15 protein-coding genes and 1 pseudogene are annotated in these 15,893 nt (G+C 73.1%); 9 read left to right on the forward strand and 7 right to left on the reverse strand.

The genetic code is table 11. The features are described from left to right. Positions 1-70: 70 nt before the first annotated feature. Entirely contained in the window at positions 71-727 is a 657-nt protein-coding gene (locus AB0D45_RS05330; RefSeq protein ID WP_362455366.1) for a DUF4386 domain-containing protein, read from the forward strand. A gap of 32 nt (positions 728-759) precedes the next feature. Here AB0D45_RS05330 and AB0D45_RS05335 read toward each other — a convergent pair whose 3' ends face one another. From AB0D45_RS05335 to AB0D45_RS05355, 5 genes are all read right to left on the reverse strand, one after another. After that, positions 760-1,230, reverse strand: a complete 471-nt coding sequence (locus AB0D45_RS05335) for a nitroreductase/quinone reductase family protein (protein WP_362455367.1) — start codon at positions 1,228-1,230, stop codon at positions 760-762. A 213-nt stretch (positions 1,231-1,443) separates the two neighbouring features. Further along, complete coding sequence (locus tag AB0D45_RS05340) at positions 1,444-1,629, reverse strand: hypothetical protein (protein WP_361598000.1); 186 nt, start codon at positions 1,627-1,629, stop codon at positions 1,444-1,446. Between the two features lie 204 nt (positions 1,630-1,833). Next, the gene (locus tag AB0D45_RS05345; RefSeq protein ID WP_361598003.1) at positions 1,834-2,847 is read right to left on the reverse strand and encodes a YdcF family protein; all 1,014 of its coding nucleotides are present in this window, start codon (positions 2,845-2,847) and stop codon (positions 1,834-1,836) included. Between the two features lie 17 nt (positions 2,848-2,864). Then, on the reverse strand, positions 2,865-4,454 hold the full coding sequence (locus AB0D45_RS05350; RefSeq protein WP_362455368.1) for a D-aminoacylase: 1,590 nt from the start codon (positions 4,452-4,454) through the stop codon (positions 2,865-2,867). 2 nt (positions 4,455-4,456) lie between these two features. Further along, complete coding sequence (locus AB0D45_RS05355; RefSeq protein ID WP_362455369.1) at positions 4,457-5,737, reverse strand: alanine racemase; 1,281 nt, start codon at positions 5,735-5,737, stop codon at positions 4,457-4,459. 212 nt (positions 5,738-5,949) lie between these two features. On the opposite strand from AB0D45_RS05355, the gene AB0D45_RS05360 reads away from it, so the two are divergent. Further along, positions 5,950-6,360, forward strand: a complete 411-nt coding sequence (locus AB0D45_RS05360) for a RidA family protein (protein WP_362455370.1) — start codon at positions 5,950-5,952, stop codon at positions 6,358-6,360. Between the two features lie 64 nt (positions 6,361-6,424). On the opposite strand, the gene AB0D45_RS05365 is transcribed toward AB0D45_RS05360, so the two are convergent. After that, on the reverse strand, positions 6,425-7,762 hold the full coding sequence (locus AB0D45_RS05365; protein ID WP_362455371.1) for a M14 family metallopeptidase: 1,338 nt from the start codon (positions 7,760-7,762) through the stop codon (positions 6,425-6,427). A gap of 126 nt (positions 7,763-7,888) precedes the next feature. Then, positions 7,889-9,563: pseudogene (locus tag AB0D45_RS05370) on the reverse strand (glycoside hydrolase family 18 protein). A 395-nt stretch (positions 9,564-9,958) separates the two neighbouring features. Here AB0D45_RS05370 and AB0D45_RS05375 point away from each other — a divergent pair. Genes AB0D45_RS05375 through AB0D45_RS05405 form a run of 7 tightly spaced genes read left to right on the forward strand, consistent with a single transcriptional unit; the run spans position 9,959 to position 15,886 of the window. Beyond that, entirely contained in the window at positions 9,959-10,831 is an 873-nt protein-coding gene (locus tag AB0D45_RS05375) for a hypothetical protein (protein ID WP_362455372.1), read from the forward strand. Positions 10,832-10,870: 39 nt separating this feature from the next. Then, entirely contained in the window at positions 10,871-11,572 is a 702-nt protein-coding gene (gene cpaB / locus AB0D45_RS05380; RefSeq protein WP_361598024.1) for a Flp pilus assembly protein CpaB, read from the forward strand. A 7-nt stretch (positions 11,573-11,579) separates the two neighbouring features. Then, complete coding sequence (locus AB0D45_RS05385) at positions 11,580-12,860, forward strand: AAA family ATPase (protein ID WP_362455373.1); 1,281 nt, start codon at positions 11,580-11,582, stop codon at positions 12,858-12,860. 3 nt (positions 12,861-12,863) lie between these two features. Next, a complete protein-coding gene (locus tag AB0D45_RS05390; protein ID WP_362455374.1) occupies positions 12,864-13,238 on the forward strand; it encodes a TadE/TadG family type IV pilus assembly protein in 375 nt (124 codons plus the stop codon). A gap of 4 nt (positions 13,239-13,242) precedes the next feature. Continuing rightward, positions 13,243-13,611: a TadE/TadG family type IV pilus assembly protein gene (locus tag AB0D45_RS05395; RefSeq protein WP_362455375.1), complete on the forward strand. Its 369-nt coding sequence runs from the start codon at positions 13,243-13,245 to the stop codon at positions 13,609-13,611. Beyond that, positions 13,608-14,951 carry a CpaF family protein gene (locus AB0D45_RS05400; RefSeq protein ID WP_362455376.1) on the forward strand — a complete coding sequence of 448 codons (1,344 nt, stop codon included), beginning with the start codon at positions 13,608-13,610 and terminating at the stop codon, positions 14,949-14,951. Before AB0D45_RS05395 ends, AB0D45_RS05400 begins: the two co-directional genes overlap by 4 nt. After that, complete coding sequence (locus tag AB0D45_RS05405) at positions 14,948-15,886, forward strand: type II secretion system F family protein (RefSeq protein WP_362455377.1); 939 nt, start codon at positions 14,948-14,950, stop codon at positions 15,884-15,886. The genes AB0D45_RS05400 and AB0D45_RS05405 overlap by 4 nt, the downstream gene beginning before the upstream one ends. Positions 15,887-15,893: the final 7 nt, after the last annotated feature.

Consider the following 15,893-nt stretch of genomic DNA (forward strand, 5'->3'; position numbering starts at 1 on the left):
TACGGCGTACACCTATGGTTCGGCGCAGCATGAGGTGTACGCCGTACACCTCCCTCTCAGGGGGCAGGGAATGAAGTCGGACAGAAGAACCGCAGTCGTCGCCGGAGTGTTGTTCCTCGTGACGGAGGTCGCCGCCGTCGCGGGGGCCGTCCTCTACCAACCGCTCCTCGGGGGCGGCGCGGAAGCGGCGGCCGGCAGCCGGGCGCTGCTCGGCGCGCTGTGCGAGCTGGTCCTGGTGGGCGCCGTGGCCGGCACCGGCGCCACGCTGTACCCGGTGGTCAGGCGGTGGGGCGAGGGAATGGCCCTCGGATACGTCTGCGCCCGCCTCCTGGAGGCCGCCCTCATCCTCGTCGGCATCGTCGCCGTGCTCGCCCTGGTCACCCTGCGCCGGGACGCGGCGGGCCCGGGTTCGGCCGCCGCCGACACGGCACTGGTGGCCGTCCACGCCTGGACGTTCCTGCTCGGCCCCAACATCGCCCTCGGGGTCAACACGGCCCTGCTGGCCCGGCTGGTGCACCGCTCCCGGCTGGTGCCGCGGCCCATCGCCGTGCTCGGCCTGCTCGGCGGCCCGCTGATCTGCGCTTCGGCCGTCGCCGTGATGTTCGGGCTCTACGCCCAGCTGTCCCTGCCCGGCTCCCTCGCCGCGCTCCCGGTGTTCGCCTGGGAGGTGTCCCTCGCGCTCTGGCTCGTCGTCAAGGGGTTCCGGCACCCACGTGCCGGCGGCTGATCCGCCCCCGGACGGTGCCCGGGGGCGCTCCTTCACCCCTCCACGATCACCAGCGGCAGCTCCCGGGGCCCCGCGAGGACCTGGTAGTCGTCGAAGGGCGGCCACAGCGCCGTCAGCGCCTCCCAGTACGTCTCCCGCTCCACCGCGCTCGCCGTGCGCGCCCAGGCCGCGAAGGTCCGGGGGCCCACCTGGAGGCGGACCTGCGGATGGGCGGCGAGGTTGCGGTACCACGCGGGGTGGCGCCGCCGTCCCCAGCCGGCGGCCACGACCAGGTGGCGGCCCTCGTCCTCGGCGTAGATCAGCGGCGTGCGCACCGCCCGGCCCGTCGCGCGGTCGAGGGTGGTCAGGAGCAGGGTCGGGACCCCGCGCCACAGGTGGCCGTCCGTACCCCCGCTCGCCACGTAGGTCCGGACGTGGTCGAGCCGCGGACCGGGGTGCGGGTCCGTCGGGTGGTCCCAGTCGACGGGGAGCACCCGGGCGACCGGCACGGCAACGCTGTTCATCTGACCTCCGTAGGGCGGCCCCCGGAGCGCTAACGAGCCTTTACCGATTCTGGATGCGCCGGATCCGTAGCGCACGCCCGCAGGTCTGGACGCCCGCTGGTCTGGCGGCACCCCCGAGCCCCCGGCGGGGCCGGAGGTGGCCGGGACACGAATCGGCCACGGCCCGGGGTGCGACCCCGGGCCGTGGCCCAACAGCCTCCGGTCGGCCGACCGCTACGGCAGGAAGCGCTCGATGACCTGCGGACCCTCCTTCTCGATCAGCTTCCGCGCCTTCTCGACCCGCTCCGGAGTCGGGTCGTGGCCGGTCGCCATCACCAGGTCCTCGGGGTCGTACGCGCGCTCCCCACCCGTGAAGAGCCGGTCCGACCGGGTGGGCTGCTCGTTCGGTTCACTGTCCATCGGATACCTCCTACGGTGCCCCCCAGGCCCCCATACTCCGCGCCCGGCCCCATGAACGCACCTCGGGCGGCGGGGACGCCCGGCCATGACACCGGGGAGGGGCCGAACGGCCTCGCCCACGAGGCCGAAGCCGGAGCCACCGCCGCCGCCCGTGGTCCCGGCGCTCCGGCAGAAGGCGTAACCGCCACCCCCGCCGTACGTCCGTCAGACGGCGGCCGCGAGCGTCGCCGCCGCGCCGGTCGCCACGAGCACCCCGCAGATCCACAGGTTGACCACCCGGTGCTCCCAGAACACGGCGACGAACTCGCGCAGGGTGGCGCTCGGCAGGAAGTAGCGGGCCGTCGGCGAGCCGACCACCTGCCCGTTCACCCCCGCCTTGCGGGCCATCATCGCGGCCCGGAAGGCGTGGAAGTTGTTGGTGACGATCACGCACCGGTAGCCCGGGTCGCCCGCCAGCATGATCTCCTTCGAGAACAGCATGTTCTCCTCGGTGGTGCGCGAGCGGTCCTCCAGCACGACGTGCTCCGCCGGCACCCCCTCGGCGATCAGCCAGTCCGCCATCGCCCGCGCCTCCGAGACCCTCTCGTCGGAGCCCTTGCCGCCCGAGGCGAGCAGCACCGGCGGGCGCGAGCCGCGCGCCAGCTGGGCCGCGTGGATCCGCTGCCCCTTGCGCAGGCGCGAGGCCAGCAGCGGCGGCACCCGGTCCCCGCCGACCAGGCCGGAGCCCAGCATGACCACGTGGTCGACGTCCCCGCGGACCTTGATCCGGCCGTAGAGGAAGGCGTACCCGAGGAAGCACAGGAAGAGGAAGGAGACGTAGGCGACGACCAGGGTCAGGGTCGCGGCCATGCCGTTCAGGACGGTCGAGTGGAACTGCGGGACGACGACCAGCAGCGCGATCATCCCGAAGATGCCGAGTCCGGCGAGCATCGACATCAGGTTGGCCGGACTGCGGCCCTCCCTGCGGATCATGGTCACGCCGTTGGCGATCAGGAAGACGCCGATCGCCATGGTGCCGAGCGCGGGCATCGCCAGGGCGACCAGCATGATGCCGAGGGCCGCCCACGGCGGCAGCGCGGTCAGCTGGAAGAGCAGGGCCGCCGAGAGGGACACGAACGTCAGGCCGAACAGCACCGCGTTGCTGAAGCGGCGGCGGTCCTTGAACACGCTGACGCAGAAGGCGAGGAAGAGGAGGGCGGGGAGGAGGAAGGCGGCCATGGCGTTCATCGTATGTGTCAGGTGTGAACGGCCTTTCGGCGTACGCGGCGTACGGCCCGTCCTGCCAGGACGTCGGTCCGGGCCCCGTCCCGCATGACGAAGCGTCCGTCGACCAGCACGTACGGGATCCCCGTGGGCAGCGCGCGCGGCCGCTCGTACGTGGACCCGGCCGCGACCGTCTCCGGGTCGAACAGCACCAGGTCGGCGCGGTGGCCCTCGCGCACCAGCCCGCGGTCGGGCAGCCGCAGCCGCGCCGCCGGCCGGCCGGAGAGGTGCGCCACGCACTCCTCCAGGGAGAGGACGCCCAGCTCGCGCACATAGTGCCCGAGGTAGTGCGGGAAGGTGCCGTACGCGCGGGGGTGCGGCTTCGCGCCGTGCAGGATGCCGTCGGAGCCGCCCGTGTGGACCGGGTGGCGCATGATCGCCCGGACGTTCTCCTCGTGGCCGACGTGCTGGAGGACGGCCGTCCCGAGCCGGTCGCCGAGCAGCAGCTGCCGGGCGGTGGCCCAGCCGTCGAGGCGCCGGCCGACGTGGCCGCCGTACGCGGGGTCGCTCGTCCCCGAGACCTCCACGCTCGCCCAGTCCACCGGGACCCCGTGGCAGCCGTCGGAGCCCTCCACCTCCAGCGCGTACCGGATCCGTTCGGCGGTGTCCTCGTCGCGCAGCCGTGCCAGCAGGGCCTGCGGGCCGCCCTCGTGCGCCCAGCCGGGCAGCAGCGCGGCGAGGGTGGTGCAGCCGGGGGTGTACGGGTAGCTGTCGAGGGTGACGTCGGCGCCGTCGGCCAGGGCCGCGTCCAGCAGGGCCAGCAGCTCGGGGGCGCGGCCCCGGTTCTCCCCGAAGTTCATGGTGGCGTGCGCCAGGTGCAGGGCGCAGCCGGCCTCGCGGGCCAGCGTGAGCATCTCGGCGTAGGCGGCGAGCGCGCCGCGCCCGTACGAGCGGTGGTGCGGGCAGTAGTAGCCGCCGTACCGGGCCACGACCTTGCACAGCTCGGTCAGTTCGGCGCCCGAGGCGTACATGCCCGGGGTGTAGGTGAGCCCGGAGGACATGCCGACGGCGCCCTCTTCCATCCCCTCGGCGACCAGCTGCCGCATGCGGGCGAGCTCGGCCGTGGTCGCGGGGCGGTCGTCCCATCCGAGGGCGTACGCGCGCACCGTGCCCTGCGGTACGAGGTAGGCGGCGTTCACGGCGATGCCCCGTCCGCCGTGGGCGCGGTCCAGCCGGTCGAGGTACTCCCCGACGGTGCGCCAGTCGAAGTCGACGTCGTCCCCGGGGCCGTTCCAGCCGGCGATCGCGGTCCGCACCCCGGCCAGGGTCCGCTCGTCGGCGGGCGCGTACGACAGGCCGTCCTGGCCGAGGACTTCCAGGGTGACGCCCTGGGCGGCCTTGGCGCCGTGGTCCGGGTCGCGCAGCAGCGCCAGGTCGCTGTGGGCGTGCATGTCCACGAACCCGGGGGCCAGGGCGAGCCCGTGCGCGTCGACGGTGAGCCGCCCGCCGGCCCGGATCCGGCCGATGGCGGCGATCCGGCCCTCGTGCACGGCGACGTCCGCCGTGTACGAGGGCCCGCCCGTGCCGTCGACGACGCGGGCGCCCCGGATGACGAGGTCCACGGCTAGAAGAACGTCCGGACGTAGTCGCCGACCGTGCCGTCGGCCTCCACGACCGGGATCAGCGGCCACTTCTCGAAGATGGTGCAGGGGTGCGACATGCCGAGCGCGACCCAGTCGCCGACCTGCACGTCCTCGGCGGAGTCCGTCTCCAGCCAGGCGTGCTGGTCGGACAGCTTGACCACCCGGATCCCGGTGGCGGGCCGCTCGGTGCCGTCGAGGGCGTCGCGGACCAGCTCGGCCTCCGGGAGGCCGAGGTCGTAGGCGACGTCGCGCTTGCCGGCGTTGACGAAGGCCTGGGTGGGGGAGGGGCGGGAGACGACCTGCGTCCACAGCCGGAAGGCGGGGCGCAGCCCGCCCTCCTCGGGGATCCGGTTGAAGGGGGTCAGGCGGCCGTACCAGCCGTGGTCGTGGGAGACGTACGCGCCGGAGCGCAGCAGCCGCAGCGTGGGCCGGGACAGCTCGGGCAGCTCCCCGAACACGTCGGCGACGGCGTCGAACCAGGCCGATCCGCCGGCGCTGACGACGATCTCCTCGACGTCGGGGCCGAACCGCCCGGCCTTGTCGAACTCGACGGCGAGGCCGGTGAGCCGGCGCAGCCAGGCGTGCACGCGCTCGGAGTCGGCCCCGGGGACCTCGGCCTCGTAGCCGGCGACGCCGACGAGGCGCAGGGTGGCGGTGGCGGCGACGGCGTCGGCCACCGCCCGGCAGTCCTCGTCGGTACGCGCCCCGGTGCGGCCCCCTTCGCCGCCGCCGAGCTCGACGACCACGTCCAGGACGGCGCCCTGCCCCCGCAGGGCCCGGTCCATGAGGGCGACCCCGCGCACGGAGTCGACGTAGCAGACGAACCGGAAGCCTGGGTCGGCGGCGAGCTCGGCGGCGACCCAGCGCAGGGCGGCGGGGTCGACGAGCTCGTTGGCGAGGAAGATGCGCGGGATCCCGAAGGCCCGGTAGACGCGCGCCTGGTGGGGCACGGCGGCGGTGATGCCCCAGGCGCCGTGCTCGAGCTGCCGCTCGAAGAGCTGGGGGGCCATGCAGGTCTTGCCGTGGGGCGCGAAGGCGAGGCCGTGGCGGGCGGCGTACGTGCCGAGCGCGGTGAGGTTGTGCGCGAGCGCGTCCGCGTCGAGGGTGAGGAGGGGAGTGGTGAACCCGCCGGTGTGGAGGTCGCGCCGCTGGGCGGCGAGTTCCCCGACGGTGAGGCCCGCCGCCTGGGCGTCCGGGGGGAGCCCCTTGAAGCGGTGGTCGACGGGGTCGTCGGCGAGCCGGCGGACTGCGTCGCTGCCCATGGGGTCCTCCTGGGGTGGTGCGGCTGTGCTGCGCGTGGTGCCTGTGGTCTAACACCCGGGGGGACGAGGGTCAACGTTCCCCGGTTCCGCCGGGAGCGCCGACGGGCGCCGTGCTCGGGAACCGGTCGAGCGGACGCCCCGCGCACCCCGCACCGCTGACACCATCAGCCGGGGGAACACCCCCACGACCGACCCCGACCCGGAGGACACCCGTGAGCGAGAAGACCGCCGTCACCCCCGACTCCCACCCCGCGCCGCCCGCGAAGTTCTCGCACGGCGTCCGCAAGGGCAACATCCTCCAGGTCGCCGGCCAGGTCGGCTACCTGCCCCACGTCGCGGGGAAGGCGCCCGCCATCGCCGGGCCGACGCTGCGCGAGCAGACCCTCCAGACCCTGGAGAACGTCCGCTCCGTGCTGGAGGCGGGCGGCGCGGACTGGGACGACGTGATGATGATCCGCGTCTACCTGACCGACACCGGCCACTTCGCCGAGATGAACGAGATCTACAACGCCTACTTCGAGGAGCAGGGCCTCAAGGAGGCGCCGGCCGCCCGCACCACGGTGTACGTGGGCCTCCCGGCCGGCCTGCTGATCGAGATCGACGCCCTCGCGGTACTGGCCTGACCCCGAGGCAGGCGCGGGTGAGGGGCGCCCCCCTGGCGGTGGGGCGCCCCGGCCCGTCCGGCCGTTACGCCGGCGGGCAGTACTGGGCTTCCTTGCCGATCGAGCGGTACATGCAGTCCGCGTTCTCCAGCAGCTGGAGCACCGCGTCCCGGTTGCGCGCCGTCTCGCGGTCGATGACCTCGTCGGGCGGGTAGAAGCCGCCTCCGCCGTTCGCGGGGTACATCTCGAAGGTGTAGGCGAAGATCTTCTGGTCGCCCCACAGCCAGTCGTCGATCGTGCCGTCGGTGATGTACAGGTCGCTCGACTGCTCGGGCGTGTAGCCGTTGCTGGCCGCCATGCTCGTGCCGATCTTCTTGTACGCGGCGAGGTCGTCGGCCGTCAGGCCCGGCGCGGTGTCGTTGTACGTCCAGCCGAAGGGCCAGAGCACCAGCTCGCTGTACGTGTGGAAGTCGATCGCGGCCGTGATCTGCTGCTTGCCGCCGACGACCCGGCTGCGCACGAAGTCGGAGACCACCTTCACCTCGGGTGCGGAGGCCGCCGCCGGCCCGCGGTAGGTCTCGGAGCCCTTGCTGCTGCTGGAGCCGCCGCAGCAGCCCCACTTGTAGTCCCAGTTGCGGTTGAGGTCGGTTCCGACGTACGAGGAGCCGCTGTTGGGCTGGCGGTTCTTGCGCCAGGAGCGGTAGGAGCCGGTGGCGATGTCGTACTCGCCGCCGTCGGGGTTGAGGTCCGGGACGATCCAGATCTCCCGGCCGTTGATCATGTTCGTGACCCGGGAGTCGGTGCCGTACTTCGAGCCGAACTCCTTGAGCAGGTACAGGGCCATTTCCACGGTCAGGTGCTCGCGCGCGTGCTGGTGGGCGGTGAACAGCACCTCGGGCTCGGCCTCGTCGGTGGCGACGTTGTCACTGATCTTGATCGCCACGAGGTCGCGGCCCTGGTACGACTTCCCGATGACCCGCTTGCTCATGATCCCGGGGTACTGGGCGATGCGCTGGTCGATCTCCGCGTTCGCCTCGGCGTAGTTGTGGTAGCGGGAGTCGGCCGAGGGGAAGTCCATCGGGGCCGCCGCGACGCCCCGCTCGCTGCGGTCCGGCGGCCCGGGCAGGGCGGTCAGCGTGTAGCCCAGCGCGCGCAGGCTCCTGGCCTGCACGGGGTCGGCGCTGACCACGACCGAGCGGGCGTCCACCTCGTCGATCGAGACCCCGGTGCGCAGCAGGGCCGTGCGTTCGGCGGCCGTGGAGGGGCCCTGGATCTCGTACTGGACGACGGCCTCGTCGAGGGTGGCGGTCGAGGGGCTGGGCGGGGGTGCTGCCGTCGCGCTCATGCCGTAGGCGGGTGCGCCGAGCGCGAGCGCCAGCAGGGCCGCGGTGACGGCGGCCCTTCGGCGGTGGTGGAGCCGCATGCGTTCTCCTGGGTGGGAGTGTGGGGGTAGCCGTGCGGACGCGCACAGCGTGCTCTCGTGGCATGTCCCGGTCAATGACCCCGTGTGCGCACCGGACCGAATCAGCCACCCCCACACCTCTACCGCCTACGGCAGCCCGTGGACCTTGGGACCCACCGCGTTGGACCAGGCGCCACCCGCCTTGGCGTCCCAGTTGGTCGACCAGGTCATCGCCCCGCGCAGCGACGGGTAGGTCTTCGACGGCTTGAAGGACCCGCAGTTCGTGCCCCTGGCCAGGCAGTCGAGGGCGTTGTTGACGACCGTGGGGGAGACGTAGCCGCTGCCCGCGCCGCTCGGCGAGGCCGGCACCCCGATGCCCACCTGCGAGGGGTCGAGACCGCCCTCCAGCTGGATGCAGGCCAGCGCGGTCAGGAAGTCGACCGAGCCCTGGGAGTAGACCTTGCCGTCGCAGCCGTTCATCGCGCCGCTGTTGTAGTACTGCATGTTCACGACCGTCAGGATGTCCTTCACGGCCAGCGCGGTCTTGAAGTACCCGCCCTGCGTGGACTGCATGTCGATGGTCTGCGGGGCCATGGTCAGGACCAGGGAGGGGCCCGCCTTCGCCGACAGCGCGCGCAGGGCCTGCGTCATGTACGTCGGGTTGAGTCCGTTCTCCAGGTCGATGTCGATCCCGCTGAAGCCGTACTCCTGCATCAGCGCCCAGGCGGAGTCGGCCAGGTTGGCCGCGGAGGCGGAGTCATTGACCGAGATCGTGCCCTTCTCGCCGCCGATGGAGAGGACGACCGACTTGCCGGCCGCCTTCTTCGCGGCGACGTCCGCCTTGAACTGCGCCACCGTGTAGCCGCCGAGCCCCGCCGAGTCGAGGTGGAAGGCGATGGCGCCCGGCGTGGCCGTGGCGTCGGCGAAGGAGACGGCGATGATGTCGTACTGGGCGGAGACGTCGGAGAGCCGCTGGACGGTCGCCCCGTTGTCGAAGTTCTGCCAGTAGCCCGTCAGCGCGTGCCGGGGCACCGAGGGGTTCGGGTTCGGGCCGCCGCCCCCGGTGGTGGTACCGGTCACCGGCGCCGACTTCGGACCCTCGCCGGCCGCGTTGTACGCGCTCACCTGGAAGGAGTACGAGTTTGCCGGCCGCCAGTCCGGTGACCGCGGCCCGGGTGGCACCCGTCACCGTCTGGACGCGCACCCCGTCCTGGTAGACGTGGTAACCGGCCGCCCCGGCGACCGCGTTCCACGAAAGGGTGAGGCCGCTCTGGCTCTGGCCGGAAACGGCGGCCCCCGAGGGTGCGCCCGGCAGGCCCGGTCCGGGATCGGTGGGGCCGCCGCCGTCGGGGCCGAAGACGCTGAACTCGTCGGCGAAGTAGGCCGGCTGGCCGTACCAGCCGTGGGTGTGGACGGTGACCTGGGTGGTGGCGGGCCCGGTGGTGAAGGTGGTCGACAGCTTCTGCCAGCCGCCGCCCGTGCCCGGCGTCCAGGTGGAGACGTCCTGGGTGCCGGTGCCGGTCGCGCCCAGGTAGACGTACGAGCCCTGCACCTGGGCGCTGAGCGTGTACGTGGAATTCGGCTTGACCGTGACGGTCTGGCTGCACCGGGCGTTGTCCGAGCCGGCCGGGGTCGCCTTCAGGGCGCCCGCCCCCGTGTGGACCGGGGAGGAGACGGAGGCGCCGCTGCCGTTCGAGCAGGACCAGTTGGCGAGACCGGACTCGAAGCCGCCGTTGCGGGCGACGTTGACGTCGGCGGCCTGGGCGGGGCCCGCCGCGAGGGCGGTCAGCCCGCCGGCGGTGAGGGTGGCCGCGCCCAGCAGGGCGAGGGAGCGTATGCGGTTCACGTGGGCTCCGTGGGGGGAGGAAGGGGAGAAGCGGAAGGGGGAGGAGCGGACGGGGAGTGGGGTCCCCGGGACCGAAAGCCGGCGCCAGCCAAGTTGGTCCAGACCAATCCCCGTGTCAAGAGTGTTTGCAATGTGGCTTGAAATGCACGGAGCGCCCTTCCCTGTTGTCCGGGTTTCCCGCCTCCTGTGACAGGTGCTCACCGAGCGGGAATCTCCAAGCCCCTGCCCTGTCAGGGGTGACGCGGATATGGTGCTGGGGCAAGGGGGAAGAGCGTCGATCGTTTGCGGTCGCGCAGCATGCGCGCGTACGCGAAGGCCGGTCGACGGGCGGCCCGACGGGCGCCGCGCAGAGGGTGAACGGGGGGATCCGCGTGCCGACCGCCATCGCTGTCACCAGTGCCGATCTGGTGCTGCCGGCCCCCGACCGGCACACCCCGGGCGCCGCCGTACTGCGCCCGCCGGCCGATGCCGACCTGGAGGCCTCGCTCGCCGAGACCACCGCCCTGCTGGAGCGGCACGGCCACCTCGTGGCCGTCGTACCGCCCTGGCTGCCGCCCGCCACCGTCCGCCGGCTGCGCACGGTGCGGGCCATCCTGGAGACCGACCGGATCGCGCTCCTCGACGTCGACCTCCCGCCGCTGGGCACCGCCGTGCTGGTGCGTCAGCTGCGCCAGCTCACCGTCTGCGACTTCAGCCCGGGCGTGATCGCCTCCGCCGCCCGGCTGCTGTCCCACTACGTCTACGCGGGCGCCCTGCTCGGCAGCGTCGCCAAGCTGGACCGGGTGCCGGTCGGGCTGAAGGCGCACGCCCGCTCCTGGTCGCCCGGCGCCCAGTTCGCCGTACTGGCCCACCCCTCCCCGCACCTGGCCCGGCTCGGCAACCCCGCCGCGGCCGGGGTGCTGCCGCCCGGGCCCGCCTTCGCCACGCACCTGACGTTCGCGCGCGGCCAGCTGGCCTCCGACTGGGTGACGGCCGAACTGGCCCCCGCCTGGCAGGTGCAGGGCGTCATGGAGAACCCGCTCCCCGCCGACTCCGCCCGCTGGTGGGCCACCCCCAAGCTCGTCGAGTTCGCCGCCGCCATCCCCGACGTCTCCGTGCTCCACCAGCTGGTCGCCTCGGTCCGCCGCGAGCAGTGCGGCTGGTGCGGCCTGGAGCTCATCGGCGACCGCTGCGGCTTCTGCGCCGCCCCCCTGGCCGCACCCCCGCCCGAGGTGCCCGCCGCCCGCTCCGGATCCGGATCCTGACCGCCCGAACGAACGAAGAACGGCGAGGTAGTACGGCCCATGAACTCACGCCAGCGCCGCGGCGTCATCCTGCTGCTCCTGTCGGTCCTGTGCGCCCTCGCCGCCTTCGCCGGGGTCCTCGTCGTGATCGGCGACGTCAACTCCAAGGTCGGGAACGAGGTCGTCGCGTACCGCGTCAAGGGCGACATCGCACCGTACAGCGCGCTCACGGCCGGCCAGTTCGAAGAGGTGAAGGTCCCCGAGCGGTGGCTGTCCGACACCGCCGTCGACGACCTCGGCGCGCTCCAGGGCAAGATCGCGCTCACCACCCTGAAGAAGGGCTCCCTGCTCCAGAGCGACATGTTCGTGGACAAACCGCAGCTCCAGGCGGGGGAGCAGGAGATCGCCATCATGATCGACGCGGCCACCGGCGTGGCCGGCAAGATCACCTCCGGGGCCAAGGTCAACATCATCGCCACCTTCAAGGGCGCCAAGGAGACCGACCCCTCCCGTTCGGTGATCATCGTCGCCAACGCCCGCGTCCTGGGCGTCGGCAAGCTCACCGCCCTCGACAAGGACAGCGACCGCAAGGGCCCCGCCGAGGCCGTGCCGATCACCTTCGCCCTGAACACGAAGGACACCCAGCGCGTCGCCTACGCCGAGTCCTTCGCGGAGCACGTCCGGCTGGCCCTGGTGGCCCCCGGCACCGACTCGGCCCCCGGCCCGGCCGACCGCACGTACACCCTCGACGGGGACAAGTGAGGCGCGGATGACCACTCGAATCCTCCCCGCGGCCGGCGACCCGGACGCCGCCCGCTCCATCGTGGCCCTGCTCAGCCAGCTGCCGGACGCCGAGCCCGCCCCTCCCGTCCCCGACTCCACCTCCCTCCTCGACGTGCTGGGCCGCCTCGCCGCCGAGTCCGTCGACGAGCTCCCCGAGGTCGTCCTGGTCCACGAGCGGATCGGGCCCGTCCCCGCCCTGGAGCTCATCCGCGAAGTCGCCCTGCGCTTCCCGGCGGTGGGCGTGGTCCTGCTCTCCTCCGACGCCGGCCCGGGCCTGTTCTCCGCCGCGATGGACTCCGGCGCGCGGGGCCTGATCAGCCTGCCCCTCTCGTACGAGGAGCTCGCCGCCCGCGTCCAGGCCGCCGCCCTGTGGGCCGTCGGCGTACGCCGCCACCTGGGCGGGGGCGCGCAGGCGTTCTCCGGCCCGGGCGGCCGGGTCGTCACCGTGACCGGCGCCAAGGGCGGCGTCGGCGCCACCTTCACCGCCGTCCAGTTCGCGCTCGCGGCGGCCGCCTCGGGACGCCGCACGGCACTGGTGGACCTCGACCTCCAGGCCGGGGACGTCGGCTCCTACCTCGACGTGCAGTTCCGCCGCTCCATCGCCGACCTCGCCGGCATCCAGGACATCTCGCCCCGGGTCCTCCAGGACGCCGTGTACGAGGACCGCACCGGCCTCGCGCTGCTGCTGGCCCCGGCGGAGGGGGAGCGGGGCGAGGAGGTGGACGAGCGGGCGGCCCGGCACGTCATCGGAGCCCTGCGCGCCCGCTACGAGCTGGTCGTCATCGACTGCGGCACCCAGGTGACCGGCGCCAACGCCGCGGCCGTGGAACAGGCCGACGTGGCCGTACTGGTCACCACCCCGGACGTGGTCTCCGTACGGGCCACCAAGCGGATGGTCCGGATGTGGGAGCGGCTCCAGGTGCGCAAGGCCGAGGACACGGCGGTGATGGTGAACCGCTGGAGCAAGCACACCGAGATCCAGCCCTCGCTGATCGAGAAGATCACCAGGACCCGGGCCGTGCGCACCCCCGTCCCCGCCGCCTTCAAGGAACTCCAGGCCGTCGTGGACGCGGGGCGGGTGCAGGACCTCGACAACCGCTCGACGGTGAAGCAGGCCCTGTGGGCGGTGGCCGGCGAGCTGGGCCTGCTGTCGGCGCCGGACAAGGCACCGGTTCCGGCCGGCCGGGCGGGGGCCGGCGCGGGCTCCGCCCTGGCCGTCCGGGCGGCCGGCCCGGTCGCCCGGCTGCGGCGCGGCCGGGAGGGCTGAGCCGTGCCGGCGCGCGGGTCCGTGCGGGAGGACCGGGACCGGGGGCAGGTGGCCCTGGAGTTCGTGGGCATGGTGCCGCTGATCCTGCTGCTCGTGGCGGCGGTGTGGGAGTGCGTGCTGATCGGCTACGCGTTCTCCCTGGCCGGCAACGCGGCCGACGAGGCGGCGCGGGCGGGCGCGGTGCGGGGTAGCGGCGCATGCGTGGCGGCGGCGGGGGAGCACATCAGCGGCGCGTGGAACATGGGGACCCCCAATTGCCGGCGGGAGGGCGACGTCTACAAGGTGACGGTCACGCTCCAGATTCCCGTCCTGTTCCCCGGCCTGAGCTTCGGCGGGATCGACGGAACGGCCGGAGCCGCGATGGAGAGGGAGGAGTGAGGGCATGAGACAACGCATCCGCTCCGACCGGGGCCAGGTCGCCCTGGAGTACATCGGCTTCGTGCCGATCCTGCTGTTCGTCGCGCTGTGCGGGATCCAGCTGGGCTGGATCGCGTACGTCCACGAACAGGCGGACACGGCCGCCCGTACGGCGGCCCGGGTCGAGGCCCGCAAGGGCTCGGGCGGAGCTGCCGCCGGTCAGGCGGCCGTCCGGGGCGGTCTCACGGCCGACGTGGCCATCAGCAAGAGCGCCGACGCCGTCACGGCCACCGTGACGATCCCCATCAACTCGATCGTGCCCGGGCTGTCCGTCGAGGCCGCCAAGGCGACCGCCGTCATGCCCAACGACGACCCGAACGGAGCCCGCCCATGAGCCTGCGCTCCCGGGTCACCACCCCCGACGACCGCCACGGCCCCCGCGAGGACGGCCGGCTGGTCTCCTCCTACCGCGCCAAGCTGCTGGAGGAGATCGACCTCGCCGAGATGTCCGCGCTCGCGCCCGCCGAGCGCCGGGCGCGCCTGGAGCGCGTCCTCGGGCACATCATCAGCCGCGAGGGCCCCGTCCTCTCCACCGCCGAACGCGCCCAGCTGATCCGCCGCGTCGTGGACGAGGCGCTCGGGCTCGGCGTGCTCGAACCGCTCCTCGAGGACGCCTCCATCTCCGAGATCATGGTCAACGGGCCCGACCAGATCTTCGTCGAGCGCTCCGGCCGCGTCGAGCAGCTCCCGATCCGCTTCGCCTCGCACGAGCAGCTGATGCAGACCATCGAGCGCATCGTCTCCACCGTCAACCGCCGGGTGGACGAGGCCAACCCGATGGTCGACGCGCGCCTGCCCAGCGGGGAGCGCGTCAACGTCATCATCCCGCCGCTCTCGCTCACCGGCGCGACCCTCACCATCCGCCGCTTCCCGCGCGCCTTCACCCTGACCGAGATGATCGCCCTCGGCTCCCTGGACGAGCAGATGCTGCTCCTGCTCTCCGGGCTGGTCCAGGCGAAGATGAACCTGATCGTCTCGGGCGCCACCGGCACCGGCAAGACCACCCTCCTCAACGCCCTCTCCGGGCTGATCCCCGAGGGCGAGCGCGTCATCACCATCGAGGACTCCGCCGAGCTCCAGCTCCAGCAGGCGCACGTCATCCGCCTCGAATCCCGCCCCGCGAACGTGGAGGGCAAGGGACAGATCACCATCCGCGACCTCGTACGCAACTCCCTGCGCATGCGCCCCGACCGCATCATCGTCGGCGAGGTGCGCGGCGGCGAGACCCTCGACATGCTCCAGGCGATGTCCACCGGCCACGACGGCTCCCTCGCCACCGTCCACGCCAACAGCTCGCAGGACGCCCTGATGCGCCTCCAGACGCTCGCCTCCATGTCGGAGGTCGAGATCCCCTTCGAGGCGCTCCAGGACCAGATCAACAGCGCCGTCAACGTCATCGTGCAGCTCACCCGCTTCGGCGACGGCTCGCGCCGCATCACGGAGATCTCCATCCTCGACTCCCACGGCCGCGAGCCGTTCCGGATCACCACCGTCTGCCGTTACGTCGCCCAGCCCATGGGCGCCGACGGGCGCGTGCACGGCTACTTCGCCTACGCCCCGCTGCCCCGCCGGATCGCGGAGCGCCTCTATATGAGCAACCAGCCCATCCCCCAGGCCTTCGGCGTCGCCCCGGAGGACCACCTCGACCCGCTGACCTCCCGGACCGTCCTGTGACCCACCTCGTCCTCCTCACCCTCGGCGCCACCCTGCTGGCGGGCCTGCTCGTGTCCCTCGGGGTGCACGCGTACGCGGCCGGGCTCTCCCAGCGCGCCGCCCTCGTCGAACGCCTCTCCGCGGAGGGCGCGGCGGAGCCCGCCGGACGGCGGCGCCGCTTCCAGGGCGTCGACCGGCGCCTGCGCGGGACGGGGCTCGGCCGGCGGATCGAGCTGAAGCTCGCGACGACCGGCCTGGACCTGACCCCGGGCGAGTTCCTCGTCTACGTGCTGATGGCGGTCGCCGGGACATGGCTGGTCGCGGCCTCCCTCCTGGCGCCGTTCTTCGGGCCGGTCGCGGGCCTGATCGGGCTGTGGGCCGCCAACGCCTTCCTCAACTGGCAGCGGGCCCGGCGCACGGAGCGGTTCATCAACCAGCTGCCCGAGCTGGCCCGGATCCTCGCCAACGCCACCCAGGCCGGGCTCGCCCTGCGCACCGCCATCGGGATCGCGGCGGAGGAGCTGGAGGCCCCGGCGGGGGAGGAGCTCTCCCGGGTCGCGGACCGGCTCGCGGTCGGCCACTCCATCGAGGAGGCCCTCGGGGAGATCGTGGAGCGGCTCCCGTCGCGCGAACTGGTCGTCCTCGTCTCCACCCTCGTCCTGTCGGCGCGGGCGGGCGGCGCCATCGTCGGCAGCCTGCGCAACCTCACCGTCACCCTGGAACAGCGCAAGGAGACGCGCCGGGAGATCCGTACGCAGCTCTCACAGGTCACCGTGACCGCGTACCTCGTCCCGGCCATCGGGCTGGGCTCGCTGCTGCTGGTCGACATGATGATGCCGGGCGCGCTGGACCGGATGACCGGGGCCCTGATCGGCCAGACGGCGGTGCTGGTCGCGCTCGGCCTCTTCACGCTCGGGTTCATCCTCATCCGCCGCCTCTCGAAGATCGACGTCTGAGGGGCCG

Source organism: Streptomyces sp. NPDC048352, from assembly GCF_040651895.1.
Classification (GTDB): domain Bacteria; phylum Actinomycetota; class Actinomycetes; order Streptomycetales; family Streptomycetaceae; genus Streptomyces.

Bases quoted from the DNA above. Each gene is read 5' to 3' on its own strand.
- AB0D45_RS05330 (WP_362455366.1), top strand. From the start codon at position 71: ATGAAGTCGGACAGAAGAACCGCAGTCGTCGCCGGAGTGTTGTTCCTC.
- AB0D45_RS05335 (WP_362455367.1), bottom strand. From the start codon at position 1,230: ATGAACAGCGTTGCCGTGCCGGTCGCCCGGGTGCTCCCCGTCGACTGG.
- AB0D45_RS05340 (WP_361598000.1), bottom strand. From the start codon at position 1,629: ATGGACAGTGAACCGAACGAGCAGCCCACCCGGTCGGACCGGCTCTTC.
- AB0D45_RS05345 (WP_361598003.1), bottom strand. From the start codon at position 2,847: ATGGCCGCCTTCCTCCTCCCCGCCCTCCTCTTCCTCGCCTTCTGCGTC.
- AB0D45_RS05355 (WP_362455369.1), bottom strand. From the start codon at position 5,737: ATGGGCAGCGACGCAGTCCGCCGGCTCGCCGACGACCCCGTCGACCAC.
- AB0D45_RS05365 (WP_362455371.1), bottom strand. From the start codon at position 7,762: ATGCGGCTCCACCACCGCCGAAGGGCCGCCGTCACCGCGGCCCTGCTG.
- cpaB (WP_361598024.1), top strand. From the start codon at position 10,871: ATGAACTCACGCCAGCGCCGCGGCGTCATCCTGCTGCTCCTGTCGGTC.
- AB0D45_RS05385 (WP_362455373.1), top strand. From the start codon at position 11,580: ATGACCACTCGAATCCTCCCCGCGGCCGGCGACCCGGACGCCGCCCGC.
- AB0D45_RS05395 (WP_362455375.1), top strand. From the start codon at position 13,243: ATGAGACAACGCATCCGCTCCGACCGGGGCCAGGTCGCCCTGGAGTAC.
- AB0D45_RS05400 (WP_362455376.1), top strand. From the start codon at position 13,608: ATGAGCCTGCGCTCCCGGGTCACCACCCCCGACGACCGCCACGGCCCC.